Below are 24,143 nucleotides of genomic sequence, written 5' to 3'. Positions count from 1 at the left end.
GCTTCGGGTTGAGTGGTCCTCTCGGTTTTCATTTCACACTTTCCGGCACCGGGTTTGTCGAAAATGTCATGTATGTTTTTAATCCAGAGGTGCGTTTCACACCGCGCGGATCAGACAGGAAAGGAATGCGCAAATGGGCTGATTTAGAAATTTTTATGCTCCATCTGACATCATCAATAAACTGAAAATGCACACCATCTTTATCTGTGGAGGGATTTTCAAAAGTGCCCGAAGCATATTCCCCGCCAAGATGGGCAACCTCAACAACGCCTTGTTCATGGCTTATCAAGGCAATAGTCAGCGACTCTTCAAACAGAACGTCATCGGTAGTAAAGATCAAATATCTATCTTCATCCACCCTAAAAGCCGCTTCCAGTACCTTTCCGGGAATAATCATTCCAGATGGCTTACCATCAAAATAAACCTCTGAACGCGCCTGAGAGAACTCTGTTTGCCTGGCATGTTCGACCAGCGATAATGTGCTGAGCTGTTGCATGATTATCTCCAAAAATATCCCATTTCCCATGCGGCAAGCGCACCACCGATGAATCCACCGATAAGAACACAAACAGGTGCTCCCGGACCACACACCAGACCCGCTACCATGCCTCCCGCCGCTCCTCCTGCAATACCAGCGCCATTGATTGCCAGCTGACGCCCAGTTTCTGCGACCTTATGATCCGAGGTATAAATTTCGTAAAGGGACACGGCGATTGAAAGGACTACAAGCCCTTTTCCCACCCGCGACAGCTTCAGCATTCTCAGGTTAACCAGGGGATTTGATTTCCCCGCAGATTCAACAATGCCGGCATAAACCTGATTTTTCTGAACTTCGGAAAGCGTGTTGAAGTTAGTGCGAGGTCCAAACAGAGAAATAGCTTTCTTAGCCACTAATTCATTGAGTGTTTTACCCGATGTCTTCATCTGTTGAGCCATTGCACGTCCGAGTGGAGTACTACGCGTTCTGACCAGATCCATGATCAGATTGCGTGTTTCCTGCGCTTCCTGTGCTGCCTGCTCCCAACTGATGAGACCAATATTTGCTCTTGAGCGGAGATCGTCGGCCATCTCTTTAATGCGTTTCGAATACTCCAGACGCAGACGAGGATCAATTTGCAGGCGGGCAGCGGCAGCTGATATGTCTCCCTGAAGAGCATTAATAGCAGATTCAAACTGCTCACGTCCCTGGCTGTTCACTGAGTTTAAAAGGGAAGTATCCATTTTCGGTTCCTTATCTTATGCCTGGAACGACTCTAGCAAAACATACACAGAATAAAAAAACGAAGCATTAAAAAAGATTTATCAAATAATCCTTCACACGCTACGCTTTGCGATTTTATCAATATCAGACAATGCATTAAGTGGTAACGAATGAGTAAAGGGTGGCGGATAACCGCGAAGAAATCGACGACGCACCGCACAACCGATCATCGGAATAACCAACAGCCGAACCGCGAACCGTCGATTACTGTGTTGATGACTTCATACAGCCGCTGCCGGAAGGTGAAGTAATGGAAATGTGCCGCCTGTAACTTGGCTGACGCCAACGGGTTGAAACTGGATATTCGGTGCAGTGCGCCAAATGTCGAACGAAATTACTGAACAACTTATCTTGCCAGCAAAGTGGGGCTACCAATGGTGATCACGGTATTAAACATGCATCAGCGTGACGCCGTCGCGTGAATGCCCTCGGATTGACAAAGACACACAAACAATATGGCCATTGTAATGCCTATTATGTTAAATGGCTCACTTTTCGTGCACTAAAAACACCATTAAAACTAATTTAACCAGTGCAGGCGGTGTTGAGACGCTATTGAATGCAGTCAGCGTTAGGTGCCTTAGATTGCTCTCAGAACGTGCAAACAGGCCTACGATATTTCTGCAATTCAACCATAAATGAGAATCGTGTATGGGTTATGCTCGATACTGAAACAATAGAGCCGGGATATTTACAGAAGGAAAGGATAGGAATGAGACAATGGAGAAATAATTTTTTATTGAGGGGGTATGATGGAGACAAGATTCAACCGCCAATGCCAAAAATAAACATAAGTTACTGATATTATTCATGTTCACATAAAATCTTAGTGTAATTATTACTATGTACGCATCAATATAAGTGTGAATTAATTCATATTTAAATAGCTTAATATATGCTTTTATATCCCTTAATTACCCGTTATTGACTATAGAAAAGGAACAGAGATGAAAAGAACCTTAACCACCCTTCTATTGTGCCTGGCTGCTGTTAAGGTATCAGCGGTGCAAGTTACATTGATTCTGTCTGAAGAAGTGGAAGTGTCAGATGGGAAATTATGTGTGTATGAGAATGCTCAAGAGAGCCGTGAAATCAAAGTGGCAAAGTCTGCGCCCTGCCACCACACCAAAACGTTTGATGATTAATAATACAGCTAACCTCCTCGAATGTCTGTCAAGGAAATATCAGCCTCTATCAAGGGATGACAAACAGGGTAAAAGCTTATATTCATTCCCATCAGCATCTGTTACAACTAACTTTTCCCAATCTACTTGAGCAGTTACAGAAGATTTTATGACTGAAGATGATAAATATTTTTCATTAGGTTGAAGTGTAAACTGATTCTTGTTTAACTTATGTTTCGGTCTAAAAGAGGAATATCCAGGCTTTTCATAGAACCATTCATCATCCTCATTCACAAGACAACCATAGTCTAATCCACCGTCCTGCTGTTGTATCACGTAGCAATCTTTATTCTCATCCATTTTTTAATTCTCAAATTTAAGTTGATGGTAAAGGTATTATTACAGACCAAACAAACTCATTCTTTTCTAATAAACAACCGATTATAATCTTCATCAGTTGTGGATTTACTTTTATGCAGGGTGTCGATTACAATTGAATCATTAGGTAATGGTAGGCCTGAAACCTTCCGTAGCTCATATGAGATAGCATAAAAATTTAAAGCTACGTCAATTAGTTGCTTTGCTCTTAATGTTGTAGGGTATTCACTATTATCATGAGTTAAATATTCTTCAAGTTCTTTTGACACACGCACCTTTGCATTGCTGACTGATGCCGGAAGAATGAAGATTTCATGCATTAACTTAACAGGAAGGAGTTTCCAATCAATATCACCCAGATTACCAAGAGTAAAATCTGGGAAATCGATCTCATAACCTTTAAATATTCCCCCGTAACAAACGCCATCTTGGTCTTCGCAGGCCTCTTCTCCATCATCTTTATAACATTCAAGACACTGTGCTGCATATAGTTCTAATTTGTATGTAACCTTAAGAGCTAGAACTTCCAAGTCTTTTTTATTCTTGTTTCTATTTTTAAGCCAGTCGGTGAAAAAAGTGAAGCCACCTGTAATAACAGCTCCAACTACCGCGCCAATTAATCCTATATAGCTATCTGACATACGCCCCTATCCTTTGAGAACATTACCATAATCACAGACAAGCATAACTTTACAGCTAGATTAAAAGTCAAATTGTTTAATATTTCTAGTTGACTTAAAGATTAGACGTATCATGAGTAACTCTGCTAGTGGGAATGTAGCGGATTACCGTTTGTGCCATGACCCCGGAAATAACCATTTTGCTTAATTCGACTGTGGTAGAGGGAAGCTTCCATGTAACGCTATCTGAATTAGCGAACTCAGGTTTACCATACTTCTGAGTTAACAATTGGTTCAGAGTGTTAAACTGACGCACAATGATACCTTCATTCATCTGTTCCACACTGGTAACATTCGTCTGCACTAAACGATCTGAATTATCAAAAAGGAAGTTAACATTGTAAAGCCCACTGCCAATGTCAACATTGTCGATACGAACCTTCCCAACACTACCTTTGTATTTTTCAGGTGCAATCAAGTGTGCCCCGTTTCCTTGGGCCGCTACTACTTCTGACGGTCTCATATCCCATTTGGTATTGCCATAACCAGCACCGCCAGCATAAGCCAACATAGGCATGACAAGAAAAGCTGCTGCTACCATGATTTTTTTCATTTCGCTTCCTTAACAGTTTGTCGATTTAAGAAACATCTTAAAACTTAGTCAGCCGAAATCAAGGCATAGGAAACCTAATGCGCCGTGATGGGGTATCCATCGATCAGTGCCGTAGGCGTCATCTGTGTTCTGCTTTCACTCATTCTCTTATCAGGTAGCCGTTATAGTCCGGTGGCTGAAACCGTGGCAGAGCCAGATACTTTCCCGATCTGGTTAGGATTCCCATCTATCGCCTGTTTATTCCCTGTGCTGTCTCACGACATGGCATTACGGAACACCGCGCAAAGTGTGGAACGAATGAAAGTTTTGGGAGGTTTAGAGACGTGGGCAACGTCATAGCTGTTCAAGTTGAGAACTGTACGTGTTTGAAGCTTGGAACTACACGCCGCTATGAGATAGTATTCCCGAAGATCTGCCACTACTAACCAAGCGGCAATTTCTGGTGAAACTTTAGATCATTTCTTACATGCAAGAGAGATAGGATTTTACGTCTAACTCACTGTTTAATAAGAAATTAAAGTGAATGGTGCCGAAGGCCGGACTCGAACCGGCACGTATTTCTACGGTTGATTTTGAATCAACTGCGTCTACCGATTTCGCCACTTCGGCACTGAAGAGGATGCGGAAAACGTTGGGGATTATACCGTTACAGACAAGGTGCGCAACCGGAATCGATGGGGATGTGCGCTAAGCGTTGAAAAAAGCAGCGCTGCCCGTGCCGCCAGCGGTCCCGTCGCTATTTCCCGTTAAAACCAGAACACTCCCAATCTCCCCTTCCGCCCGGAACTTTCTCGGATCTGACGTCTCTTAAGCAAAACTGACAACAGTCAGCCATTAAAGAAAAAATGAGGTTGAGATGAATAACACAACACAACGCGTGATTTGGGGGTGGGGCCTCGCTGCGGCACTGGTTGCGGGTAGCGCATCAGCGGCGAGCTGGCAGGATCAACTGAGCAGCGCTGCATCGCAGCTGAGCCAGCAGAACAGCGGCACCAGCAATACGCAGAGCGGCGGGCTGTCGCTTTCGTCCATAACCGGGCTGCTGAACGGCGGCGATAAAGCGGTGAGCGCCAACAGCATGACCAATGCCGCAGGGGTGATGCAGTATTGCGTTGAGCACAACGTGGTGCAAAACAATGTGCAATCGGTGAAAGATCAGGTGATGAGCAAACTGGGTCTGAGCAGCAGCGCCGCGCAGGAGCAGAAAACGGATTACCAGCAGGGTTTACAGGGTTTGCTGAATACCGGCAACGGTCAGCAGCTGAACCTGCAAAGTCTGAGCAACTCCCCCATGGGCGAGAAGCTGAAAACCAAAGCCTGTGATGTGGTCCTGAAACAGGGCAAGAAATATATCGGGATGTAACTGAGTTCGGGGCAGCGCAGGGAGCCAGGTAAGCTGTCCCTTGCCGGCGACCATGCGCGCTGCCCCTATCCCGCAAACGCAAAAAAGCGCGCTAAGGCGCCGTCCCGCAGTAAAAACCCGCCCCCCGATGCACGATGATTTCCCCGCCTCTCCATTAACGCTATAGTGACATTTTGGCACTCACAGGACAGCGCGCATGAAAGGCATCAACATTGCGATTTACTTCGATCCCGACCTGATTCGCATTTGCGTACATCAACAGGACGGCAGCTATCTCAGCCAGAATTTCAGTTACGACGACAGCGTGATTGAAGCGATTTATCAGTGGCTGGAGCAGTTCACACCCAATCGCACCCATATTTGCCTGATTGAACATGACACGGCCGATATCCTCGCTGATGAGCTGGTGGACAATGGTTATCACGTCCATCAGGTGACCCAACATGATTTATTGAGCTGGTTTGCCAGCGAACCGCCGTCCACGCCGGATGGATCGCCAGTGCGCGCCCTACTGCGCTATCTGGAAAACGAGAAGCCGCCTGAGTATCAATCCCGCACGCCGCAAATTGAAGCGCTGATGGATCTGCTGGACGAACTGGACGAGCTGGAAGCGGTGGAAGACGTCGAAGATGATGAAGACGGTCTGCCGGACAACGTGCTGCGCCTGATGAAACAGAAAAAAATCAGCGCCACTGATGCGGCACAACGCCTGTTGCCGGATCTGAACGAACGCATTCGCGAGCATCTGATTCAGTATCCGGATCTGATGACGCCGGAGCTGCTGGAAGACTTTTTCCCGGAGCTGATCGAAGCGCTGGATCGCCCGAAACACTAAGCACACACCTTTAAACAAGATTTGCCCACCCTGTCTCCTTAAGCTGTGCCACGCGTCGATATACTATCGGCGCGTTTTGATCACAAGGAATCGACATGCTGGAATTATTCAAAGCTATCGGCCTCGGGCTGGTGGTGCTTCTTCCCCTTGCCAACCCGCTCACCACCGTGGCGCTATTTCTTGGCCTTGCCGGTGATATGAATTTCCAGGAACGCAATCGTCAGGCTTTTCAGGCGTCGGTGTACGTTTTCTTTATCATGATGGTCGCCTGGTACGCAGGCAATGCGGTGCTGCATACCTTTGGTATCTCTATTCCCGGTCTGCGCATGGCGGGCGGATTGATTGTGGCGTTTATCGGCTTCCGCATGTTATTTCCCGCTAAGCCGGTGGGACATTCCGTGGAGGCGGAGCACAAGCAGGATGAGCTGGACGCCAGCGACAGCCACCACGAAACGGTAAATATTGCTTTTGTGCCGCTGGCGATGCCCAGCACCGCAGGGCCAGGCACCATTGCGATGATCATCAGCTCGGCTTCGACGATAAAAAGCGGTGTCGATTTCTCGCCCTGGGTGATCATGGTGGCACCGGTGACGATCTTCTTTTTAGTGGCGCTGATCCTCTGGATCTCGCTGCGCAGTTCCGGGGCGATTATGAAGCTGGTGGGAAAAGGCGGTATCGAGGCGATCTCACGTCTGATGGGCTTTTTGCTGGTGTGTATGGGCGTGCAATTTATTATTAACGGCGTACTGGAAGTGATTCATACCTACCATTAAATCCTGCCTGCGCGATAAAGAATGACAGGGGCGGCCTGAGTGCCGCCCCAACGATCATTCGTGCTTCAGAGTCTTGCGCACATCAGCAACCTGATCTTTGGTCACTGCCGGTGCCTTGTTACTCCATCCCTGACGGATAAAGGTCGCCAGCTGCGCCACTTCATCATCGCTCAGACGGCTGGCAAAACCTGGCATCATCAGCACTGACGGGGCTTTCGCCGTTGATGGCTGCTGGGCGCCGGCCAGAATGGTGTGGATCAGCCCGGTGGGATCATTGGCGTTAACAATGGTTGCCTGATCCAGTTCCGGGAACGCGCCCGGCGCACCTTTACCGGTGACAAAGTGGCACGCGCCACAGTTGTCGAGATACAGACGCTCACCTTCCGACAAATTTTTCCCTGCCGTCAGTTTCGCTTCCGTCGCCTGCTGCGCCTGCACGTTGTATGCCTGCAACGGCGGGTTGCCGCCGAGGAATTTCAGGTAGGCGGCAATCGCTTTCACATCGGCATCGGTCATGTGCGAACTGCTGTGCTCAATCACCGACTTCATCTCACCGCCTACCGCCGCTTTGTCGTTACGACCGGTTTGCAGGTAATCAACAATCTCCTGCTCGCTCCAGCGCGGCAGACCGCGCAGCGACGGCACATCCCAGTTATTCAGGCTGCCGCCAGCGAGGAACTGATCGTCGCTGCTGTCGAGCGCTTTCTCGTTCATGCCGATGCCACGCGGCGTATGGCAGCTGCCGCAGTGGCCGAGGCTTTCCACGATATACGCGCCGCGGTTCACCTCTTCCGACGCCCCGCCAATTGGCTGGAACGGTTTGTCCGCCGTGAACGCCCAATTCCAGAAGCGCATCCCCCAACGCTGGCTGAACGGGAAGCTCAGATGGGTTTCTGGCGGCTGCGACGCACTCGGTTTCACGCCCTGCATAAAGTAGACATACAGCGCGTGCATATCTTCATCGCTGATTTTGGCGTAATCCGGGTAAGGCATCGCCGGGTAGAGGCGCGAGCCATCCGGCAGCACGCCTTTGCGTACTGCATCGGAGAACTGCTGCTCGCTATAGTTGCCGATACCCTGTTCTTTATCCGGCGTGATGTTGGTGGAGTAAATCGTGCCGAGATTCGACTCAATCGCCAGGCCACCGGCGTAATCCGGCTTCCCGGCGACCGAGTGGCAGGCCATACAGTCGCCGAGTCGCGACAGGTACTCACCCTTTTTGATCAGTTGCGCATCATCTGCCGCGTGAGCCTGCGCCGCAATGCTTCCCAGCAACACGGCGTTCGCCATTAACAATGATTTTAATTTCATATGCTTATGCCTGTACCAGTGGGCCGGGGTTTTTCAGATACTGTTCTTTGATTGCCTGTGCCGCCATCAGGGTAATCGCGCCGATGGTATCGGTCGGGTTCGCCTGGAAGTTCTGCGGGAAGGCGTTACCGCCCGGTACAAACACGTTATGCACGTCCCAGCTTTGCAGATACTTGTTCAGCGCTGAGGTTTTCGGGTTGTCGCCCATCACCGCGCCGCCCACGTTATGGGTGGAAACGTATTTGGTCAGGTCAAAGTCAGCGCCCATTGGCAGGAAGCCCATGCTCATGCTGTCGGGATTCAGCTCTTTGGCGATGTTGCCCACGATGCCTTTCAGATGCTGTTGCAGTTTCAACTCGTTCTCTTTCCAGTTGAAGGTCATGCGCAGCAGCGGCAGGCCGCGGTGGTCGGTGTAATGCGGGTCGAGATCCAGGTAGATATCACGATACGACTGGCAGGTCGTGGTGATGCTGATCTTCATGGAATGGTTGTACCACTGCTCCAGACCCTCTTTGTAACCCATCCCCCAGCTCGGCGTGCCTTTCGGCAGTGAGGTAGCGATAGGCGTACCGGTCGCCTGCGAACTGTGAATTTTCGCGCCGCCGAGGAAGCCAAGGCCCGGACCATCGAAGTTGCCTGGGGAGATGTCGTTGAACATCTGGCCGGTGGCGCCTGCGGTGGCGAAGGAGTTGAAGTTTTTGTCTTTAAAGAACAGGGTCGCGCCGCCGTTCGACAGAAACGCGTAGTTACGGCCCACCACGCCCTCTTCCGTGATCGGGTTGTACGGTTTGCCAATGCCGGAGAGCAGCATCAGACGCACGTTGTACAGCTGGAAGCTGGAGAGCACCACGATCTTCGCGGGCTGGAACACTTCGTTGCCGTCGACGTCGTAGTAAATCACGCCCTTCGCGGTTTTCTGATCGTCGTGCAGCACCACTTTCACCACTTCCGCGTGTACTTCGTAGGAGAAGTTAGGCATCCGCTTCAGCGCGTCCATCACGGCAGTCTGCGGTGAGGCTTTGGAGTAGTTCAGGCACGGATATTTCGAGCAGTAACCACAGTAGTTACAAGGGGCGATTTGGTTACCGTACGGGTTTTTCCAGGCGCGCGAGACGCAGGCCGACGGGTTCGGGAACGGGTGATAACCCAGTTTCGTCGCCGCTTCTTTGAACATCACGTTGTTCAGCGTGTCTTCCAGCGCAGGCAGCGGGTATGGCTCTGAACGCGGGCCTTCAAACGGGTCGCCGCCTTCGAGGATCTGGCCGCGCAGGTTGCCGGTGTTGCCCGACTGGCCGCAAATCAGCTCGAACTTGTAGTAATACGGCTCGATCTCTTCCCAGGTGAACGGGAAGTCCATCACGCGCATATCTTCCTGCAAAATGCCCGGCTTGTACGCCTGATCGACGTAGCTTTTCAGTTTGATATCGGTCGGGGTTGGACGAATCAGTACCGCCGTCCAGTGCATACCTGCCCCGCCAACGCCGGTGCCTGGCGCAAACGCGCCCCATTTACGGGTCGGCAGCGCGGTCTGATCCATGGTGTAACGCACGGTAACCGCCACTTCTTTCGGGGTGGCAAACACCTTGTTACGCACGTTGTAGGCGTATTCGTCGGCCGGTTTCGGGTAGGCGAACTCGGGATAATCGCGCTCACCGCCGCGCTCCAGCGCGCGGACTTCTAAGCCAGCCAGCGCCAGCTCAATGCTCATTAACGAGCCTGCCCAGCCGAGGCCGCAGACAACGACGTCGACTTCTTTTTTAGTAATCTGTGCCATGATAATCCTGTCTCAAATACCTGATGCGAAACGCCATTACGCGCGTTCACCCATGATGCTGACCGGGCCAAGCGGGTAAGGTACGTTGTGCTGTTTAACCCACTCGGTGAAGCTGGCGCGGGCGCCAGGGAAGCCGATGGCGATCCAGGCTTTCATGCCCTTGTTGCCGCCGTACATCGGATCAGCGAGGTAGCCGTGTTTGGTATCTGAAAGCAGCTGGCTGAAGAACTGGGAGGCTTTCAGGTTCGGTTCGCCGAGTGCAGCGAAGTCGATGCCGTCATTTTTGTTCACTTTGGTGAGAACCGCGTCTTTCTCTTCCAGCGTCAGCTCGTGGAACGCTTTCTGGAAACTGCCCTGCGTCCACTGATTCACCAGCCGGATGCCGGTGTGATACATCTGCTGCGGCGTGAACGGAATCTGGTAGCCCATGGTGGCGGGCGCATGAACGTTAAACGGACCCTGCATATAGATTTCGTCGCCGAACTCGGGGTTGTGCAGCTGCTGGTCGATAAAGATCGGTACGTTCGTTTCCAGCGCGCCCGGCGCTTTGCCACTCCCCCCGGCGGGGATCAGGCGATCGGTGGCGGCAAGAATAAATTGCCACTCGTCGGCGCTGAAAAAGATCGGTTTATAGTCGGCAAGTTCCGGTGCTGCCATTTCCGCAGCCTGCGCCGCAGTTAATCCCTTAAATACCAGGTCACTTAATGGCAATGCCAAAAGCGACCCAAGCAGAAACTTTCGTCTGGTGGTCGGTTTTTGTAGAAGCATGGCTTGACGACTCTCACTTGCTAAGAAAGATAATTATTTTTGTTAATGGTTTAATTCATCGGTAAACAACCTGGCAATCTTAGGGATACAAATATTTCAGAGTGTAAAAATTGAATTAATAATGTGTTTTGATGAGAATCCATCATCATGTTGAATTTTGGTTACAGGCTGGTAAAGGGCTTTGGTGGCGGGAATTTCCGTTTTAACCGTACAAATGTCAGGTTTTTGTGCGCGTGGTACGGGCAAATGACCAAAATCGTTCACGGAATGTAATAGTACCGTAAATTAATCGATAAAAAGAAATCATACTTCCATACAAGAGAATTATTCTCATTAATAACATCTTATTTACCTGATAGAAACACACTCCAAATATCTATTTCTGAAATATGACAGACCGCGCACAAAATAAGCGGAATAACTGCCAGCTGAAATGAATTGTTAATTTCCGGCACAGCTCAGAACAAACCGGCATTTTGCCAGCGCCGCCTCAGCGATAGAGTCAGTTAATCAATCACTCAGGATGACAATAATGCGCTCATTGATTCTGTTTTTTGCCTTGTGGGGTAGCGCCTTTGCGCTACAGGCGGCGACGCCGAAAGATACCCTGGTTGTCGCTGTGCCGCTCGACGGCATTATCAGCTTTGACCCGGCCGAAAGTTTTGAAACCGTCAGCAACAGCGTGCAGCGCAACCTGTATCAGACGCTGGTGGAAGCGGATCGTGATACCCCGCAGAAACTCGCGCCACTGCTGGCAACCCACTGGCAACCCGGCAGCACGCCGCACAGTCTGGTATTCAGCCTGAAACCTGGCGCGCATTTCTCCAGCGGCAATCCGGTAACCGCGCAGGATGTGGTGTTTTCGTTAACCCGTGCGGTGCAACTCAACAAGGCGCCCTCTTTTATCCTCGCCGAGTTTGGCTGGACGCCGGATAACATCGCCGGACAGTTTAAGGTGCTGAACGACCACCAGCTGGAAATTCAGTGGCCCGCGGCGATTGGACAAAATCTGGCATTGCGCCTGCTGACCGCACCGGTGGCGTCGATTGTCGATAGCAAAACCGTGCAGCAACACGCCAGCAATAACGATCTCGGCAATGGCTGGCTGCATACCCATTCCGCAGGCAGCGCCGCCTTTGTCATCCAGCAGTATGTACCGCAGCAGGCGCTGGTGCTGCACGCCAATGCCCAGGCACAACCGCAGCCACATCTGCAACGTATCCTGCTGAAAGGGGTCGCCGATGCGGGTGCGCGTCGCCTGCTGATCCAGCAGGGCGACGTCGATGTGGCTTACCAGCTCGGCCCGGACCAGATTGCCGCGCTGAAAAGCGATAAAAATCTGCGCATCGATGCCTTCCCGTCCAGCCTGGTGTACTACCTCGGCTTCAACACGCAAAACCAGGCGCAACCCGCGCTGGGTAATCCGGCGCTGTGGCAGGCGGCGCGCTGGCTGGTGGATTACCACGCCATCGCCGATCAGTTGCTAAAAGGCCAGTACAGCATTCATCAGAGCTTCCTGCCGCAGGGCTTTGACGGCGCGCTGGAGAACCAGCCGTTCCATTACGATGTCGCGAAAGCGAAGCAGATTCTGCAACAAGGCGGCATCAAGCCGGGCAGCCACTTTACGCTGACGGTGATCAACCAGCCGCCCTATATCGATGTGGCCCAGGCGTTGCAGGCCAGCTTTGCCAAAGCCGATCTGCAAATCGAGCTGCAACCGGTGGCGGAATCGGAGCTGTGGAGCAAAATGCGCGGCCGCGATTTCCAGTCGATCTTCATTTACTGGGGCGCTGACTATGTCGATCCCAACACCAACGCCAGCGCCTTTGCTTACAACGTCCCAGGCGGCTCAAAAACCCTCGCATGGCGCGTCGGCTGGGAAATCCCGGATTTGAGCGCCAAAACCCGCGCCGCCGCAGGCGAAAGCGATGCCGTGAAACGCCGTCAGCTCTACACGGAATTGCAGCAGTCACTCCAGCAGAACTCGCCGTTTGTGGTCACGCTACAGGGCGCGCAGCAGGTGGCGGTGCGCAACAATATTGAGCATGTGCAGCAGGGCATCGGCGTCAGCCTGCTGTATTTCGATACCGTCACTAAACAATAACCATTCCCGTAGCGGCGCGATTTATCGCTGTCAAAACCCGCGCGACTTATCGCGCCGCTACGGCAAATGCCCAGCTTTGCTATCCTTTCAGGCATCACCACTTGCCTGAAAGAGAAAAATCATGACCACCCCGTTGCTCATCGCACAAACACCGGAAGTGAAATTGCAGCTGTTGCCGCAAATGGCCAACCGCCACGGCCTGATCACGGGCGCGACCGGCACCGGCAAAACCGTGACGCTGCAAAAACTGGCGGAATCGTTTTCCTCAATTGGCGTACCGGTTTTTATGGCCGATGTGAAAGGTGATTTGAGTGGCGTGGCCGCCGAGGGCGAAGAGTCGGAGAAGCTACTGGCGCGTCTGGCGAAGATTGGCGTCACCGACTGGCAGCCGCAGCGCAACCCGGTGATGCTGTGGGATATCTTTGGTGAAAAAGGCCACCCGGTTCGCGCCACGGTGTCCGATCTCGGGCCACTGCTGCTGGCGCGTCTGCTTAACCTGAATGATGTGCAAAGCGGCGTGCTGCAAATTATCTTCCGCATCGCCGATGACCAGGGCCTGCTGCTGCTCGATTTCAAAGATTTGCGCGCCATGACGCAATATATCGGTGATAACGCCAAAGGGTTCCAGACGCAGTACGGCAACATCAACAGCGCCTCAGTCGGGGCGATTCAGCGTGGTCTGCTGACGCTGGAGCAGCAGGGAGCCGAGCATTTCTTTGGCGAGCCGATGCTGGATATCCGCGACTGGATGCGTTGTGACGATCAGGGCAAAGGCTTCATCAATATTCTCTCGGCCGAAAAGCTGTATCAGATGCCGAAACTCTACGCCACCAGCCTGCTGTGGCTGCTGGCGGAGCTGTACGAACAACTCCCGGAGGCGGGCGATCTGGATAAACCGAAAATGGTGTTCTTTTTCGACGAAGCCCACCTGCTGTTTAACGACGCCCCGCCGGTGCTGCTGGAAAAAGTGGAACAGGTGATCCGTCTGATTCGCTCCAAAGGCGTTGGCGTTTATTTTGTCACGCAGAATCCCGGCGATATTCCCGACAGCGTGCTCGGCCAGCTGGGTAATCGCGTGCAACATGCGCTGCGGGCTTTCACCCCAAAAGATCAGAAAGCGGTGAAAACCGCCGCCGAGACCATGCGCGCCAATCCGGCATTTAATACCGTCGAGGCGATTCAGGCTTTGGGCACCGGCGAGGCGTTGATCTCGCTGCTGGATGAGAAAGGCAGCCCGTCGATGGTCGAGCGTGCGATGGTGATTGCGCCGGGTTCCCGCATGGGTCCCGTCAGCAGCGATGAACGCAACGGTTTGATCAACCATTCGCCGCTGTATGGCAAATACGACACCGCAATCGATCGCGAATCCGCCTTTGAGATGCTGCAAAAAGGGGTACAGGTCGCCACTGAACAGGCCAACGCGCCGCAAGCCAAAGGCAATAACGTCGCCGTCGACGACGGCATTCTCGGTGGCCTGAAGGAGATTCTGTTTGGCAGCACCGGCCCGCGCGGCGGCAAACATGACGGCGTGGTGCAGACCATGGCAAAAAGCGCCACGCGACAGATCACCAATCAAATTATTCGTGGCGTACTTGGCAGCCTGATGGGAGGACGTCGTCGCTAAGCGATAAAACGGAAAAAATATGGATAAACATCAACAACTAAAACGGAGCAAGCGCCTGGCGTTGTCGCTGCTGCTGATTGCCGCTGCGATTTTTGTCATCACGCTGTTTCTGCCACCCAATTTTTGGGTCAGCGGCATCAAGGCAATTGCGGAAGCGGCGATGGTCGGTGCGCTGGCCGACTGGTTTGCCGTGGTGGCGCTGTTTCGCCGGGTGCCAGTCCCGTTTATTTCGCGCCACACGGCGATCATCCCGCGCAATAAGGATCGCATTGGCGAAAACCTGGGTCGTTTCGTGCAGGAGAAATTCCTCGATACCGATTCGCTGCTGGCGCTGATCCGCCGCCACGATCCGTCGCAGATGCTGGCGCAGTGGCTGAATGCGCCTGGCAACGCCGATCGCATTGGCCGCCATCTGTTGCAGCTGATGCGCGGTTTTCTCGATCTCACCGACGATGCACGTATTCAGCAGTTTCTGCGGCGCGCGGTGCATCGCGCCCTCGACAAGGTTGATCTCACCCAGTCTGGCGCACTGTTGCTGGAAAGCCTGACCAAAAACAATCGTCATCAGGAATTACTGGATGCCGCCGTAGAGCAATTGTTGCGGGTGCTGCATAAACCCGGCACGCGTGAGTTTATCGCCATGCAGATTGTGCGCTGGCTGAAGCGCGAGCATCCCATCAAAGCCAAAATGCTGCCAACCGAATGGCTGGGCGAACACAGCGCCGACCTGGTGGCTAATGCGGTGGATTCCATTCTCGACGAAGTGGCACTCGATCAGGGCCATGAATTCCGCCTCGGTTTTAACCGCGCGGTGGAGCGGCTGATTGTGAAGCTGAAAAACGATCCAGCAATGGCGGAACGCGCCGAGGTAATCAAAAGCTGGCTGAAGGAAGATGAGTCGCTGAATCGCTATATCGGTGAGCTGTGGCAGGATCTGCGCAGCTGGCTGAAAGAGGATCTGAATAGCGACCAGTCGCGCGTGCAGGAGCGTGTACGGCTGGCAGCGCTGTGGCTGGGGGAAACCCTCGCTGCGGATGAGGCGCTGCGTACCTCTATGAATCATCATCTGGAAGATGCCGCGCGCAGCGTCGCGCCGGAGTTCGCTGAGTTCCTGACACGCCATATCACCGATACGGTGAAAAGCTGGGATGCGCGTGAAATGTCGCAGCAGATTGAGCTGAACATTGGGCGCGATTTACAGTTTATTCGTATCAACGGCACGCTGGTGGGGGGATCGATTGGATTGGTGTTGTTTTTGTTGTCGCAGCTGCCGGGGTTGATTCAGCGGTTAAGTTAAAAGGTCGCCATCAATGGCGACCCTACGGTAACGGTGCGATTTGCAGGGTCGGCATTGATGCCGACCGGACGGTTATCACGGAATCTGTAGGGTCGGCATTGATGCCGACCGGACGGTTATCGCGGAATCTGTAGGGTCGGCATTGATTGCCGACCGGAAATTAACGGCGTTTCAGCAACAGGAACAGGCTTATCGCGAAGAACGCCCCGCTTGGCAGAATCGCGCCCATAATCGGCGGCAAACCATATACCAGGCTCAGCGGGCCGAAAATCTGGTCCAGCACGTAGAACAGGAAGCCGAAGCTGATACCGGTCACCACGCGTACCCCCATCGACACGCTACGCAGCGGTCCGAAGATAAACGACAGCGCCATCAGCATCATCACCGCCACCGACAGCGGCTGGAAGATTTTGCTCCACATATTCAGCAGATAACGACCGGACACCTGGCCACTCTGCTTCAGATATTTGCTGTAGTTGTAGAGACCACGAATCGACAGCGCATCCGGGTCCAGCGCAACCACGCCCAGCTTGTCCGGCGTCAGGTTGGTTTTCCATTCGCCGCTCAGGCTCTGTGAACCGCTAATCTGCTTCGGATCGTTCAGGTCAGATTCATCCACCTGCGACAATATCCAGCGCTTCTTCGCGTTATCCCAGGTGGCGGTGGCCGCATAGCGTACGCTCAGCAGGCGACGTTGATCGTTGAAGTTGTAGATGCTGACGCCGTCGATCTCGTTATCGCCCTTGATGCGTTCGATATAGATAAAGCTGTTGCCATCTTTCGCCCACAGACCGTTTTGCGTCGAGACCAGCGCACCGCCGTAGAGCTGCTGCGCACGATAGTTACGCGCCATCTGCTCGCCCTGCGGCGCGACAAATTCACCGATCGCCATGGTGAGCAACACCAGCGGAATCGCGGTTTTCATCACCGCAAAGGCCACCTGCATACGGGTAAAGCCCGATGCCTGCATCACCACCAGCTCACTGCGCTGCGCCAGCGTACCCAGCCCCAGCAACGCGCCGAGCAGTGCCGCCATCGGGAAGAAAATCTCGATATCTTTCGGCACGCTAAGCAGGGTGTAGTAACCCGCATCGAGCGCGGTATAGGCGCCCTGCCCGGTTTTACGCAGCTGATCAACGAACTTGATGATGCCCGACAGCGACACCAGCATGAACAACGTCATCATGATGGTGTTAAAGATGGTTTTACCGATGTAGCGGTCAAGTACCTTAAACATCACACTGACCCTCCCCGGCTAAATCGGGCGCGAAGACGACGCATCGGCACCGTATCCCACATGTTCAGAACAATCGCCAGCGCCAGATAAGAGAAGTTCACCACCCACATCCAGATGGCCGGATCGAACTTACCTTTGGCCGCGTTGGACCGCAGCGAACTTTGCAGCAGGAAGAAAATCAGATACAGCAGCATCGCTGGCAGCATCGACAGCACGCGCCCTTGACGGGGGTTCACCACGCTCAGCGGTACCACCATCAACGCCATTACCAGTACCGCGAACACCAGCGTCAGACGCCAGTGCAATTCAGACTGGAACTGCGGAGTTTTGTTTTTGAACAGCGTGACCATATCCGCCTGATCGGAATCATTCGGATCGAGCACCGCCTCTTTGTAGCCAACCAGCGCTTTATAGTTGATGAAGTCGGTGATGCGGAAATCACGCAGCATCGCCGTGCCTTCAAAGCGCGTGCCTTTATCCAGCGTCACGATTTGTGAGCCGTCCGCGCGCTGCTCCATATGCCCGCTATCTGCCAGCACCACGGATGGGCGGGCGTTACCCTTCGGACGCAGCTGGGCGAGGAAGACGTTGCCGAACTTATTGCCCTTCACGTCTTCGACAAATAGCACCGCATTGCCATCGCTGGAGCTTTGGAATTGACCCGCCGCCAGTGCCGCCGCGCCTGGGTTAGCTTTGGCGTTCTGCGTGACCTCGTCCTGATAGCGCGAGGACCAGGGTCCCAGCCATGTCACGTTGATGGCTGCCACGATAGACGTGAGCAACATCAAAATCATGGCCGCTTTCACCAGCACGCTTTTGCCCAGGCCACAGGCATGCATCACCGTGATTTCACTTTCGGTGTAAAGCCGCCCAAGGGTCATCAAAATCGCCAGAAACAGGCTTAGGGGCAGGATAAGTTGTGCCATTTCAGGCACGCCAAGTCCTAACAATGTCAGAACCAGGTTTGTGGGGATCTCGCCATCCACCGCTGCACCCAGGATCCTCACTAACTTCTGACAAAAGAAGATCAGTAGCAGGATGAACAGGATAGCCAGCTGGCTTTTGAGCGTTTCCCGAACCAGATATCTAATGATGATCACGCTTAGTACGCCTGTGATAACTTGTCTTTTTGCAGGAAAATCGCTAGTTTCAACGCTTATCAGCCATTTTTCTTCATCAATGGCCGTCATCGCAGCTAAAATAGTATAACGAACGCGTCAGGGTGGTGAAAAAACAACACATTGCCACCTTAACTCATTATGACCGCCGGCGTTTAAATGTCATGGCATCGCAACAAATTAATGCGTTACGAGCGCGCTACATTCTAACGACAGCAAAGGCCGTTGTCTTTAAGATTCAGGAGAGTGCATGGAGTTCAGTGTAAAAAGCGGTAGCCCGGAAAAACAGCGCAGCGCCTGCATTGTAGTTGGGGTTTTTGAACCGCGTCGTCTTTCACCGATTGCCGAGCAGCTCGATAAGATCAGCGATGGCTACATCAGCGCCCTGCTGCGCCGCGGTGAGCTGGAAGGCAAAGTCGGCCAGACACTGCTGCTGCACCATGTGCCGAATATTCTTTCCGAACGCATCCTGCTGATTGGCTGCGGAAAAGAGCGCGAGCTGGATGAGCGTCAGTACAAGCAGGTGATTCAGAAAACCATTAACACGCTGAATGATACCGGCTCGATGGAAGCGGTGTGCTTCCTGACCGAACTGCATGTGAAGGGCCGCAATACCTACTGGAAAGTGCGCCAGGCGGTCGAGACGTCCAAAGAGGCGCTCTACAATTTTGACCAGCTGAAAAGCAATAAAGTCGAGCCGCGCCGCCCGCTGCGCAAGCTGGTGTTCAACGTGCCGACGCGCCGTGAACTGACCAGCGGCGAGCGCGCGATTCAGCACGGTCTGGCTGTCGCCTCCGGGGTTAAAGCCGCCAAAGACCTCAGCAATATGCCGCCAAATATTTGTAACGCCGCGTATCTGGCGTCACAGGCGCGTCAGCTTGCCGATGCGTTTAGCAAAAATGTCACCACCCGTGTCATCGGTGAACAACAGATGAAAGAGCTGGGCATGAATGCCTATCTGGCGGTGGGTGCTGGCTCGCAAAATGAGTCGCTGATGTCGGTGATTGAATACAAAGGCAGCAGCGATCCGGAAGAACGTCCGATTGTGCTGGTCGGTAAAGGCCTGACCTTCGACTCCGGCGGTATCTCGATTAAACCCGCCGAAGCCATGGACGAAATGAAGTACGACATGTGCGGCGCGGCGTCCGTGTACGGCGTGATGCGCATGGTGGCGGAGCTGAATCTGCCGCTGAACGTGGTGGGCGTGCTGGCAGGCTGTGAAAACATGCCGGATGGCCGTTCTATGCGTCCGGGCGATGTGCTGACCACCATGTCCGGCCAAACGGTGGAAGTGCTGAATACCGATGCCGAAGGCCGTCTGGTGCTGTGCGATGCGCTGACCTACGTTGAGCGCTTCGAGCCGGAAGTGGTGATTGATGTTGCCACCCTGACCGGAGCCTGCGTGGTTGCGCTGGGTCATCATGTCAGCGGTTTGATGTCGAACCACAATCCGCTGGCGCACGAACTGATTGGCGCTTCGGAGCAGTCCGGCGATCGCGCCTGGCGTCTGCCAATGGCCGATGAGTACCAGGAGCAGCTGGAATCCAATTTTGCCGACATGGCGAACATTGGTGGTCGTCCGGGGGGTGCCATCACCGCCGCGTGCTTCCTGGCTCGCTTTGCGCGCAAATTTAACTGGGCGCACCTGGATATCGCCGGCACCGCCTGGCGTTCCGGCAAGGCCAAAGGCGCGACCGGCCGTCCGGTTCCGCTGCTGTCACAGTTCCTGCTGAATCGCGCAGGCCTGAACGGCGACGATTAAGCGGAAACGCGCCATGGTTGAAGCGGTGCGCATAAATGCGATAACCACCCTGCGGTCATTGAAACGGTGCGCATAAATGCGCACCCTACGGGTGTAGGGTCGGCATTTATGCCGACCGTATTAAAAATCGCACAGGGTTGATGGCGGCATTTATACCGACCGTAGCAAAAACCGCACGACACTTGCGGGGCGCACAATGCGCCCCAATGTCATTTATGGAATTGAGTCCGCCATGAAGAACGCCACCTTTTATGTGATGGAGTCCGATACTGCCAGCGACGGCCTGAGCGCCATTGAAGCGCTGGTGTGCGATCTGGCCGAAGCACGCTGGCGTGACGGCAAACGCATCCTGATTGCCTGCAACGACGAGCAGCAGGCCAATCGTCTGGACGAAGCACTATGGCAGCGCCCGGCGAATGCCTTTGTGCCGCACAACCTGGCCGGTGAAGGGCCGCGTTATGGCGCCCCGGTCGAGCTGGCCTGGCCGCAACGTCGCGGGAGTTCGCCGCGCGATTTGCTGATCAGCCTGCTGCCGCAGTTCGCAGATTTTGCTACTGCTTTCCATGAAGTGATAGACTTCGTTCCTTACGAAGAATCCCAGAAACAACTGGCGCGTGACCGCTACAAAGCGTATCGCAGCGTTGGTTTCCAATTGAATACGGCGACGCCACCTCAGCCGCAAACGACATAGCAGAAATGGAAAAGACATATAACCCGCAAGATATCGAGCAGCCGCTCTACGAGCACTGGGAACAGCAGGGCTACTTTAAACCGAATGGTGATACCAGCCAGGAAAGCTTTTGCATCATGATCCCGCCGCCGAACGTCACCGGCAGCTTGCATATGGGTCACGCCTTCCAGCAAACCATCATGGATACCATGATTCGCTACCAGCGTATGCAGGGCAAAAACACCCTGTGGCAGGCCGGTACCGACCACGCGGGCATCGCCACGCAGATGGTGGTTGAGCGCAAGATCGCGGCTGAAGAAGGCAAAACGCGTCAGGATTACGGCCGTGAAGCCTTTATCGATAAAATCTGGCAGTGGAAAGCGGAATCCGGCGGCAATATCTCCCGCCAGATGCGTCGCCTCGGCAACTCCGTTGACTGGGAACGTGAGCGCTTCACCATGGATGAAGGGCTTTCCAATGCCGTAAAAGAAGTGTTTGTTCGCCTGTACAAAGAGAACCTGATTTACCGCGGCAAACGCCTGGTGAACTGGGATCCGAAACTGCGTACCGCCATTTCTGACCTCGAAGTGGAAAACCGCGAAACCAAAGGTTCGATGTGGCATATCCGCTACCCGCTGGCGGATGGCGCTAAAACCGCCGAAGGTAAAGATTACCTGGTGGTCGCCACCACCCGCCCGGAAACCCTGCTGGGCGATACCGGCGTGGCCGTGAACCCGGAAGATCCGCGTTATAAAGATCTGATCGGCAAAGAACTGATCCTGCCGCTGGTGAACCGTCGTATTCCGATCGTTGGCGATGAACACGCCGATATGGAGAAAGGCACCGGTTGCGTGAAGATCACCCCGGCGCACGACTTCAACGACTACGAAGTGGGTCGTCGTCACGCGCTGCCGATGATCAACATCCTGACCTTTGACGGCGATATCCGTGCCACGGCTGAAGTGCTGGATACCAACGGCGAAGAAACCGATGTGTATAGCAACGAAATCCCGGCCCAGTTCCAGAACATGGAGCGTTTTGCCGCACGTAAAGCTATCGTCGCTGCCGTGGATGCCCTCGGCCTGCTGGACGAGATCAAACCCCACGATCTGACCGTTCCTTACGGCGACCGTGGCGGCGTGGTGATCGAGCCGATGCTGACCGACCAATGGTATGTGCGCACGGCCCCGCTGGCGAAAGTGGCGGTGGAAGCGGTTGAAAACGGCGACATCCAGTTTGTACCGAAGCAGTACGAAAACATGTACTTCTCCTGGATGCGTGATATCCAGGACTGGTGTATCTCCCGTCAGCTGTGGTGGGGTCACCGCATTCCGGCGTGGTACGACAATCACGGCAACGTGTATGTCGGTCGCACCGAGGAAGAAGTGCGTCAGGAAAACAACCTCGCCGCCGATGTGGCGTTGCGCCAGGACGACGACGTGCTGGACACCTGGTTCTCTTCCGGCCTGTGGACCTTCTCCACGCTGGGCTGGCCGGAGAACACCGACGCGCTGCGCACCTTCCATCCAACCAGCGTGCTGGTGAGTGGTTTCGACATCATCTTCTTCTGGATTGCCCGCATGATCATGCTGACCATGCACTTTATGAAAGATGAAGACGGCAAGCCGCAGGTGCCATTCAAGACCGTGTATATCACTGGTCTGATCCGCGACGAAGAAGGGCAGAAAATGTCCAAGTCGAAAGGCAACGTCATCGATCCGCTGGATATGGTTGACGGCATTTCGCTGGAAGATCTGCTGGAAAAACGTACCGGCAACATGATGCAGCCGCAGCTGGCCGACAAAATCCGCAAGCGTACCGAGAAGCAGTTCCCGGACGGGATCGTGCCTTCCGGCACCGATGCCCTGCGCTTTACCCTGGCAGCGCTGGCCTCAACCGGCCGCGACATTAACTGGGATATGAAGCGTCTCGAAGGCTATCGCAACTTCTGTAACAAGCTGTGGAACGCCAGCCGCTTCGTGCTGATGAACACCGAAGATCAGGATTGTGGTCAGAACGGCGGCGAAATGAAGCTGTCGCTGGCGGATCGCTGGATTCTGACTGAATTCAACAGCACGGTGAAAGCCTACCGTGAGGCGCTGGATAGCTATCGTTTCGATATCGCGGCCAACCTGCTGTATGACTTCACCTGGAACCAGTTCTGCGACTGGTATCTGGAGCTGACCAAGCCGGTGATGAACAGCGGTAGCGAAGCGGAACTGCGCGGTACGCGTAATACGCTGGTGACCGTGCTGGAAGCCTTGCTGCGTCTGGCGCATCCGATCATTCCGTTTATCACCGAAACCATCTGGCAGCGCGTGAAGGGGCTGAAAAACATCAGCGACGATACCATCATGCTGCAACCGTTCCCGCAGTATGACGCGGCGAAAGAAGATGCGGTGGCGCAGGCGGATATCGAGTGGATGAAGCAGGCGATTGTGGCGGTGCGTAATATCCGCGCCGAAATGAACATCGCGCTGAGCAAACCGCTCGACGTGCTGCTGCGTGACTGCTCACCGGCGGCGCTGCGTCGCGTGGAAGAGAACCGCAACTTCCTGTCGCGTCTGGCGCGTCTGGAAAGCCTGACCATTCTGCCTGCGGGCGAGAAAGGCCCGGTATCGGTGACCAAGATTGTTGAAGGCGCTGAGCTGCTGATCCCGATGGCCGATCTGGTCAACAAGGAAGCGGAGCTGGATCGTCTGGCGAAAGAGCTGACCAAGCTGGATGTTGAGATCGAGAAGATCCAGACCAAGCTGGCGAACGAAGGCTTTGTCGCACGCGCACCGGAAGCGGTAGTGGCGAAAGAGCGCGAGCGTGCAGCGGAGCTGGAACAATCGAAAGCAAAACTGATTGAACAGCAGGGCGTGATTGCGGCATTGTAATCGCTTCAGGCCAACTGCTTAATCGAAGCCGGGCACTGCCCGGCTTTTTTATACCGGATGAGATGATAATGACCACCGTCACCCCACTGAATCTTCAGGTGCGTCCGATTGCCGCGGCAGATAATCCGCTGATTGCGCAGGTGATCCGCGACGTGTCTGCCGAGTTTGGCCTGACCGCTGATAAAGGCTATACCGTGTCCGATCCCAACCTGGATCGCCTGTTCGAGTTGTACAGCGAGGCGAACAGCGCCTACTGGATCGTCGAGCATCAGGGTAAAGTTCTGGGCGGCGGCGGCGTTGCGCCGCTGGCATGTAGCGCACCGGATATTTGTGAATTGCAGAAGATGTATTTCCTGCCGGAGGTACGCGGCTTCGGCCTGGCGCGCGATCTGGCGCTGCGGGCGATGGATTACGCGCGCCAGCAGGGGTTTCGCCGCTGTTATCTGGAAACCACCGGCAGCCTGACGCGGGCGATTAAGTTGTATGAATCACTCGGGTTTGTGTTGATTGATGACGCGATGGGCTGCACCGGACATGTGGATTGTGAAGTGCGCATGTTGCGCACGCTGTGATGCACAATTTAATCAGGTCGCCATGAATGGCGACCCTACGTAGGATCAGCATTTATG

The 24,143-nt window shown here is 53.8% G+C and carries 21 protein-coding genes and 1 tRNA gene; 11 read left to right on the top strand and 11 right to left on the bottom strand.

The window, feature by feature from the left end; all coding sequences use genetic code 11:
• Nucleotides 1-28 precede the first annotated feature (28 nt).
• Nucleotides 29-496 (bottom strand): hypothetical protein, encoded by a 468-nt coding sequence (locus tag AC6I8V_RS02905; protein WP_497844432.1) that lies wholly within the window; start codon nt 494-496, stop codon nt 29-31.
• Nucleotides 497-498: 2 nt separating this feature from the next.
• Complete coding sequence (locus AC6I8V_RS02900; RefSeq protein WP_497844431.1) at nt 499-1,221, bottom strand: hypothetical protein; 723 nt, start codon at nt 1,219-1,221, stop codon at nt 499-501.
• Nucleotides 1,222-2,208: 987 nt separating this feature from the next.
• Here AC6I8V_RS02900 and AC6I8V_RS02895 point away from each other — a divergent pair.
• Nucleotides 2,209-2,406 carry a hypothetical protein gene (locus AC6I8V_RS02895; protein WP_497844430.1) on the top strand — a complete coding sequence of 66 codons (198 nt, stop codon included), beginning with the start codon at nt 2,209-2,211 and terminating at the stop codon, nt 2,404-2,406.
• Nucleotides 2,407-2,445: 39 nt separating this feature from the next.
• Here the strand turns inward: AC6I8V_RS02895 and AC6I8V_RS02890 are convergent, their stop codons facing one another.
• From AC6I8V_RS02890 to AC6I8V_RS02875, 4 genes are all read right to left on the bottom strand, one after another.
• A complete protein-coding gene (locus tag AC6I8V_RS02890) occupies nt 2,446-2,745 on the bottom strand; it encodes a hypothetical protein (RefSeq protein WP_497844429.1) in 300 nt (99 codons plus the stop codon).
• 56 nt (nt 2,746-2,801) lie between these two features.
• On the bottom strand, nt 2,802-3,404 hold the full coding sequence (locus tag AC6I8V_RS02885; protein ID WP_497844428.1) for a hypothetical protein: 603 nt from the start codon (nt 3,402-3,404) through the stop codon (nt 2,802-2,804).
• A gap of 94 nt (nt 3,405-3,498) precedes the next feature.
• Nucleotides 3,499-3,996, bottom strand: coding sequence for a hypothetical protein (locus tag AC6I8V_RS02880; RefSeq protein WP_497844427.1), 498 nt, complete (start codon nt 3,994-3,996; stop codon nt 3,499-3,501).
• Nucleotides 3,997-4,520: 524 nt separating this feature from the next.
• Nucleotides 4,521-4,605 (bottom strand) — tRNA-Leu (locus AC6I8V_RS02875).
• Nucleotides 4,606-4,852: 247 nt separating this feature from the next.
• Here AC6I8V_RS02875 and AC6I8V_RS02870 point away from each other — a divergent pair.
• The 3 genes from AC6I8V_RS02870 (at nt 4,853) to AC6I8V_RS02860 (ending at nt 6,967) form a co-directional block, all read left to right on the top strand.
• Nucleotides 4,853-5,359: a YjjA family protein gene (locus tag AC6I8V_RS02870; protein ID WP_497844426.1), complete on the top strand. Its 507-nt coding sequence runs from the start codon at nt 4,853-4,855 to the stop codon at nt 5,357-5,359.
• A 196-nt stretch (nt 5,360-5,555) separates the two neighbouring features.
• Nucleotides 5,556-6,194: a hypothetical protein gene (locus AC6I8V_RS02865; RefSeq protein ID WP_497844425.1), complete on the top strand. Its 639-nt coding sequence runs from the start codon at nt 5,556-5,558 to the stop codon at nt 6,192-6,194.
• 95 nt (nt 6,195-6,289) lie between these two features.
• Nucleotides 6,290-6,967, top strand: a complete 678-nt coding sequence (locus AC6I8V_RS02860) for a MarC family NAAT transporter (protein ID WP_497844424.1) — start codon at nt 6,290-6,292, stop codon at nt 6,965-6,967.
• A gap of 54 nt (nt 6,968-7,021) precedes the next feature.
• Here the strand turns inward: AC6I8V_RS02860 and AC6I8V_RS02855 are convergent, their stop codons facing one another.
• Genes AC6I8V_RS02855 through AC6I8V_RS02845 form a run of 3 tightly spaced genes read right to left on the bottom strand, consistent with a single transcriptional unit; the run spans nt 7,022 to nt 10,820 of the window.
• A complete protein-coding gene (locus AC6I8V_RS02855; RefSeq protein ID WP_497844423.1) occupies nt 7,022-8,278 on the bottom strand; it encodes a c-type cytochrome in 1,257 nt (418 codons plus the stop codon).
• A gap of 4 nt (nt 8,279-8,282) precedes the next feature.
• Nucleotides 8,283-10,052: a GMC family oxidoreductase gene (locus AC6I8V_RS02850; RefSeq protein WP_497844422.1), complete on the bottom strand. Its 1,770-nt coding sequence runs from the start codon at nt 10,050-10,052 to the stop codon at nt 8,283-8,285.
• 36 nt (nt 10,053-10,088) lie between these two features.
• Complete coding sequence (locus tag AC6I8V_RS02845) at nt 10,089-10,820, bottom strand: gluconate 2-dehydrogenase subunit 3 family protein (RefSeq protein WP_497844421.1); 732 nt, start codon at nt 10,818-10,820, stop codon at nt 10,089-10,091.
• 532 nt (nt 10,821-11,352) lie between these two features.
• Between AC6I8V_RS02845 and AC6I8V_RS02840 the strand changes: the two genes are divergently transcribed.
• From AC6I8V_RS02840 to AC6I8V_RS02830, 3 genes are all read left to right on the top strand, one after another.
• Nucleotides 11,353-12,924: an ABC transporter substrate-binding protein gene (locus tag AC6I8V_RS02840; RefSeq protein WP_497844420.1), complete on the top strand. Its 1,572-nt coding sequence runs from the start codon at nt 11,353-11,355 to the stop codon at nt 12,922-12,924.
• Between the two features lie 121 nt (nt 12,925-13,045).
• Nucleotides 13,046-14,548: a helicase HerA-like C-terminal domain-containing protein gene (locus tag AC6I8V_RS02835; protein ID WP_497844419.1), complete on the top strand. Its 1,503-nt coding sequence runs from the start codon at nt 13,046-13,048 to the stop codon at nt 14,546-14,548.
• Between the two features lie 19 nt (nt 14,549-14,567).
• Complete coding sequence (locus tag AC6I8V_RS02830; protein WP_497844418.1) at nt 14,568-15,845, top strand: DUF445 domain-containing protein; 1,278 nt, start codon at nt 14,568-14,570, stop codon at nt 15,843-15,845.
• 160 nt (nt 15,846-16,005) lie between these two features.
• On the opposite strand, the gene lptG is transcribed toward AC6I8V_RS02830, so the two are convergent.
• The gene (gene lptG / locus AC6I8V_RS02825; RefSeq protein WP_497844417.1) at nt 16,006-17,082 is read right to left on the bottom strand and encodes an LPS export ABC transporter permease LptG; all 1,077 of its coding nucleotides are present in this window, start codon (nt 17,080-17,082) and stop codon (nt 16,006-16,008) included.
• Nucleotides 17,082-18,182, bottom strand: a complete 1,101-nt coding sequence (gene lptF, locus AC6I8V_RS02820; RefSeq protein ID WP_497844416.1) for an LPS export ABC transporter permease LptF — start codon at nt 18,180-18,182, stop codon at nt 17,082-17,084. The genes lptG and lptF overlap by 1 nt, the downstream gene beginning before the upstream one ends.
• Before the next feature lie 268 nt (nt 18,183-18,450).
• On the opposite strand from lptF, the gene pepA reads away from it, so the two are divergent.
• The 4 genes from pepA to AC6I8V_RS02800 all read left to right on the top strand — a co-directional run bounded on the left by pepA (nt 18,451) and on the right by AC6I8V_RS02800 (nt 24,086).
• Nucleotides 18,451-19,962 (top strand): leucyl aminopeptidase, encoded by a 1,512-nt coding sequence (pepA, locus tag AC6I8V_RS02815; RefSeq protein ID WP_497844415.1) that lies wholly within the window; start codon nt 18,451-18,453, stop codon nt 19,960-19,962.
• Nucleotides 19,963-20,194: 232 nt separating this feature from the next.
• Complete coding sequence (locus tag AC6I8V_RS02810; RefSeq protein WP_084872332.1) at nt 20,195-20,653, top strand: DNA polymerase III subunit chi; 459 nt, start codon at nt 20,195-20,197, stop codon at nt 20,651-20,653.
• Nucleotides 20,654-20,658: 5 nt separating this feature from the next.
• Complete coding sequence (locus tag AC6I8V_RS02805) at nt 20,659-23,514, top strand: valine--tRNA ligase (protein ID WP_497844414.1); 2,856 nt, start codon at nt 20,659-20,661, stop codon at nt 23,512-23,514.
• A 68-nt stretch (nt 23,515-23,582) separates the two neighbouring features.
• A complete protein-coding gene (locus tag AC6I8V_RS02800) occupies nt 23,583-24,086 on the top strand; it encodes a GNAT family N-acetyltransferase (RefSeq protein WP_497844413.1) in 504 nt (167 codons plus the stop codon).
• Nucleotides 24,087-24,143 lie beyond the last annotated feature (57 nt).

Source organism: Pantoea sp. X-Soil-TKNS-1207 (genome assembly GCF_059730485.1).
Note: the sequence above shows the minus strand (reverse complement) of the source record. Positions and strands in the feature narration are given on the sequence as shown.

What these genes read in the sequence shown, in the direction of transcription:
- AC6I8V_RS02905 (WP_497844432.1), bottom strand. Translation starts at nt 496, where the DNA reads ATGCAACAGCTCAGCACATTATCGCTGGTCGAACATGCCAGGCAAACA.
- AC6I8V_RS02885 (WP_497844428.1), bottom strand. Translation starts at nt 3,404, where the DNA reads ATGTCAGATAGCTATATAGGATTAATTGGCGCGGTAGTTGGAGCTGTT.
- AC6I8V_RS02890 (WP_497844429.1), bottom strand. Translation starts at nt 2,745, where the DNA reads ATGGATGAGAATAAAGATTGCTACGTGATACAACAGCAGGACGGTGGA.
- AC6I8V_RS02895 (WP_497844430.1), top strand. Translation starts at nt 2,209, where the DNA reads ATGAAAAGAACCTTAACCACCCTTCTATTGTGCCTGGCTGCTGTTAAG.
- AC6I8V_RS02870 (WP_497844426.1), top strand. Translation starts at nt 4,853, where the DNA reads ATGAATAACACAACACAACGCGTGATTTGGGGGTGGGGCCTCGCTGCG.
- AC6I8V_RS02900 (WP_497844431.1), bottom strand. Translation starts at nt 1,221, where the DNA reads ATGGATACTTCCCTTTTAAACTCAGTGAACAGCCAGGGACGTGAGCAG.
- AC6I8V_RS02800 (WP_497844413.1), top strand. Translation starts at nt 23,583, where the DNA reads ATGACCACCGTCACCCCACTGAATCTTCAGGTGCGTCCGATTGCCGCG.
- AC6I8V_RS02840 (WP_497844420.1), top strand. Translation starts at nt 11,353, where the DNA reads ATGCGCTCATTGATTCTGTTTTTTGCCTTGTGGGGTAGCGCCTTTGCG.
- AC6I8V_RS02850 (WP_497844422.1), bottom strand. Translation starts at nt 10,052, where the DNA reads ATGGCACAGATTACTAAAAAAGAAGTCGACGTCGTTGTCTGCGGCCTC.
- AC6I8V_RS02860 (WP_497844424.1), top strand. Translation starts at nt 6,290, where the DNA reads ATGCTGGAATTATTCAAAGCTATCGGCCTCGGGCTGGTGGTGCTTCTT.
- AC6I8V_RS02845 (WP_497844421.1), bottom strand. Translation starts at nt 10,820, where the DNA reads ATGCTTCTACAAAAACCGACCACCAGACGAAAGTTTCTGCTTGGGTCG.
- AC6I8V_RS02865 (WP_497844425.1), top strand. Translation starts at nt 5,556, where the DNA reads ATGAAAGGCATCAACATTGCGATTTACTTCGATCCCGACCTGATTCGC.
- AC6I8V_RS02880 (WP_497844427.1), bottom strand. Translation starts at nt 3,996, where the DNA reads ATGAAAAAAATCATGGTAGCAGCAGCTTTTCTTGTCATGCCTATGTTG.
- AC6I8V_RS02830 (WP_497844418.1), top strand. Translation starts at nt 14,568, where the DNA reads ATGGATAAACATCAACAACTAAAACGGAGCAAGCGCCTGGCGTTGTCG.
- AC6I8V_RS02805 (WP_497844414.1), top strand. Translation starts at nt 20,659, where the DNA reads ATGGAAAAGACATATAACCCGCAAGATATCGAGCAGCCGCTCTACGAG.
- pepA (WP_497844415.1), top strand. Translation starts at nt 18,451, where the DNA reads ATGGAGTTCAGTGTAAAAAGCGGTAGCCCGGAAAAACAGCGCAGCGCC.
- lptG (WP_497844417.1), bottom strand. Translation starts at nt 17,082, where the DNA reads ATGTTTAAGGTACTTGACCGCTACATCGGTAAAACCATCTTTAACACC.
- AC6I8V_RS02835 (WP_497844419.1), top strand. Translation starts at nt 13,046, where the DNA reads ATGACCACCCCGTTGCTCATCGCACAAACACCGGAAGTGAAATTGCAG.
- AC6I8V_RS02855 (WP_497844423.1), bottom strand. Translation starts at nt 8,278, where the DNA reads ATGAAATTAAAATCATTGTTAATGGCGAACGCCGTGTTGCTGGGAAGC.
- AC6I8V_RS02810 (WP_084872332.1), top strand. Translation starts at nt 20,195, where the DNA reads ATGAAGAACGCCACCTTTTATGTGATGGAGTCCGATACTGCCAGCGAC.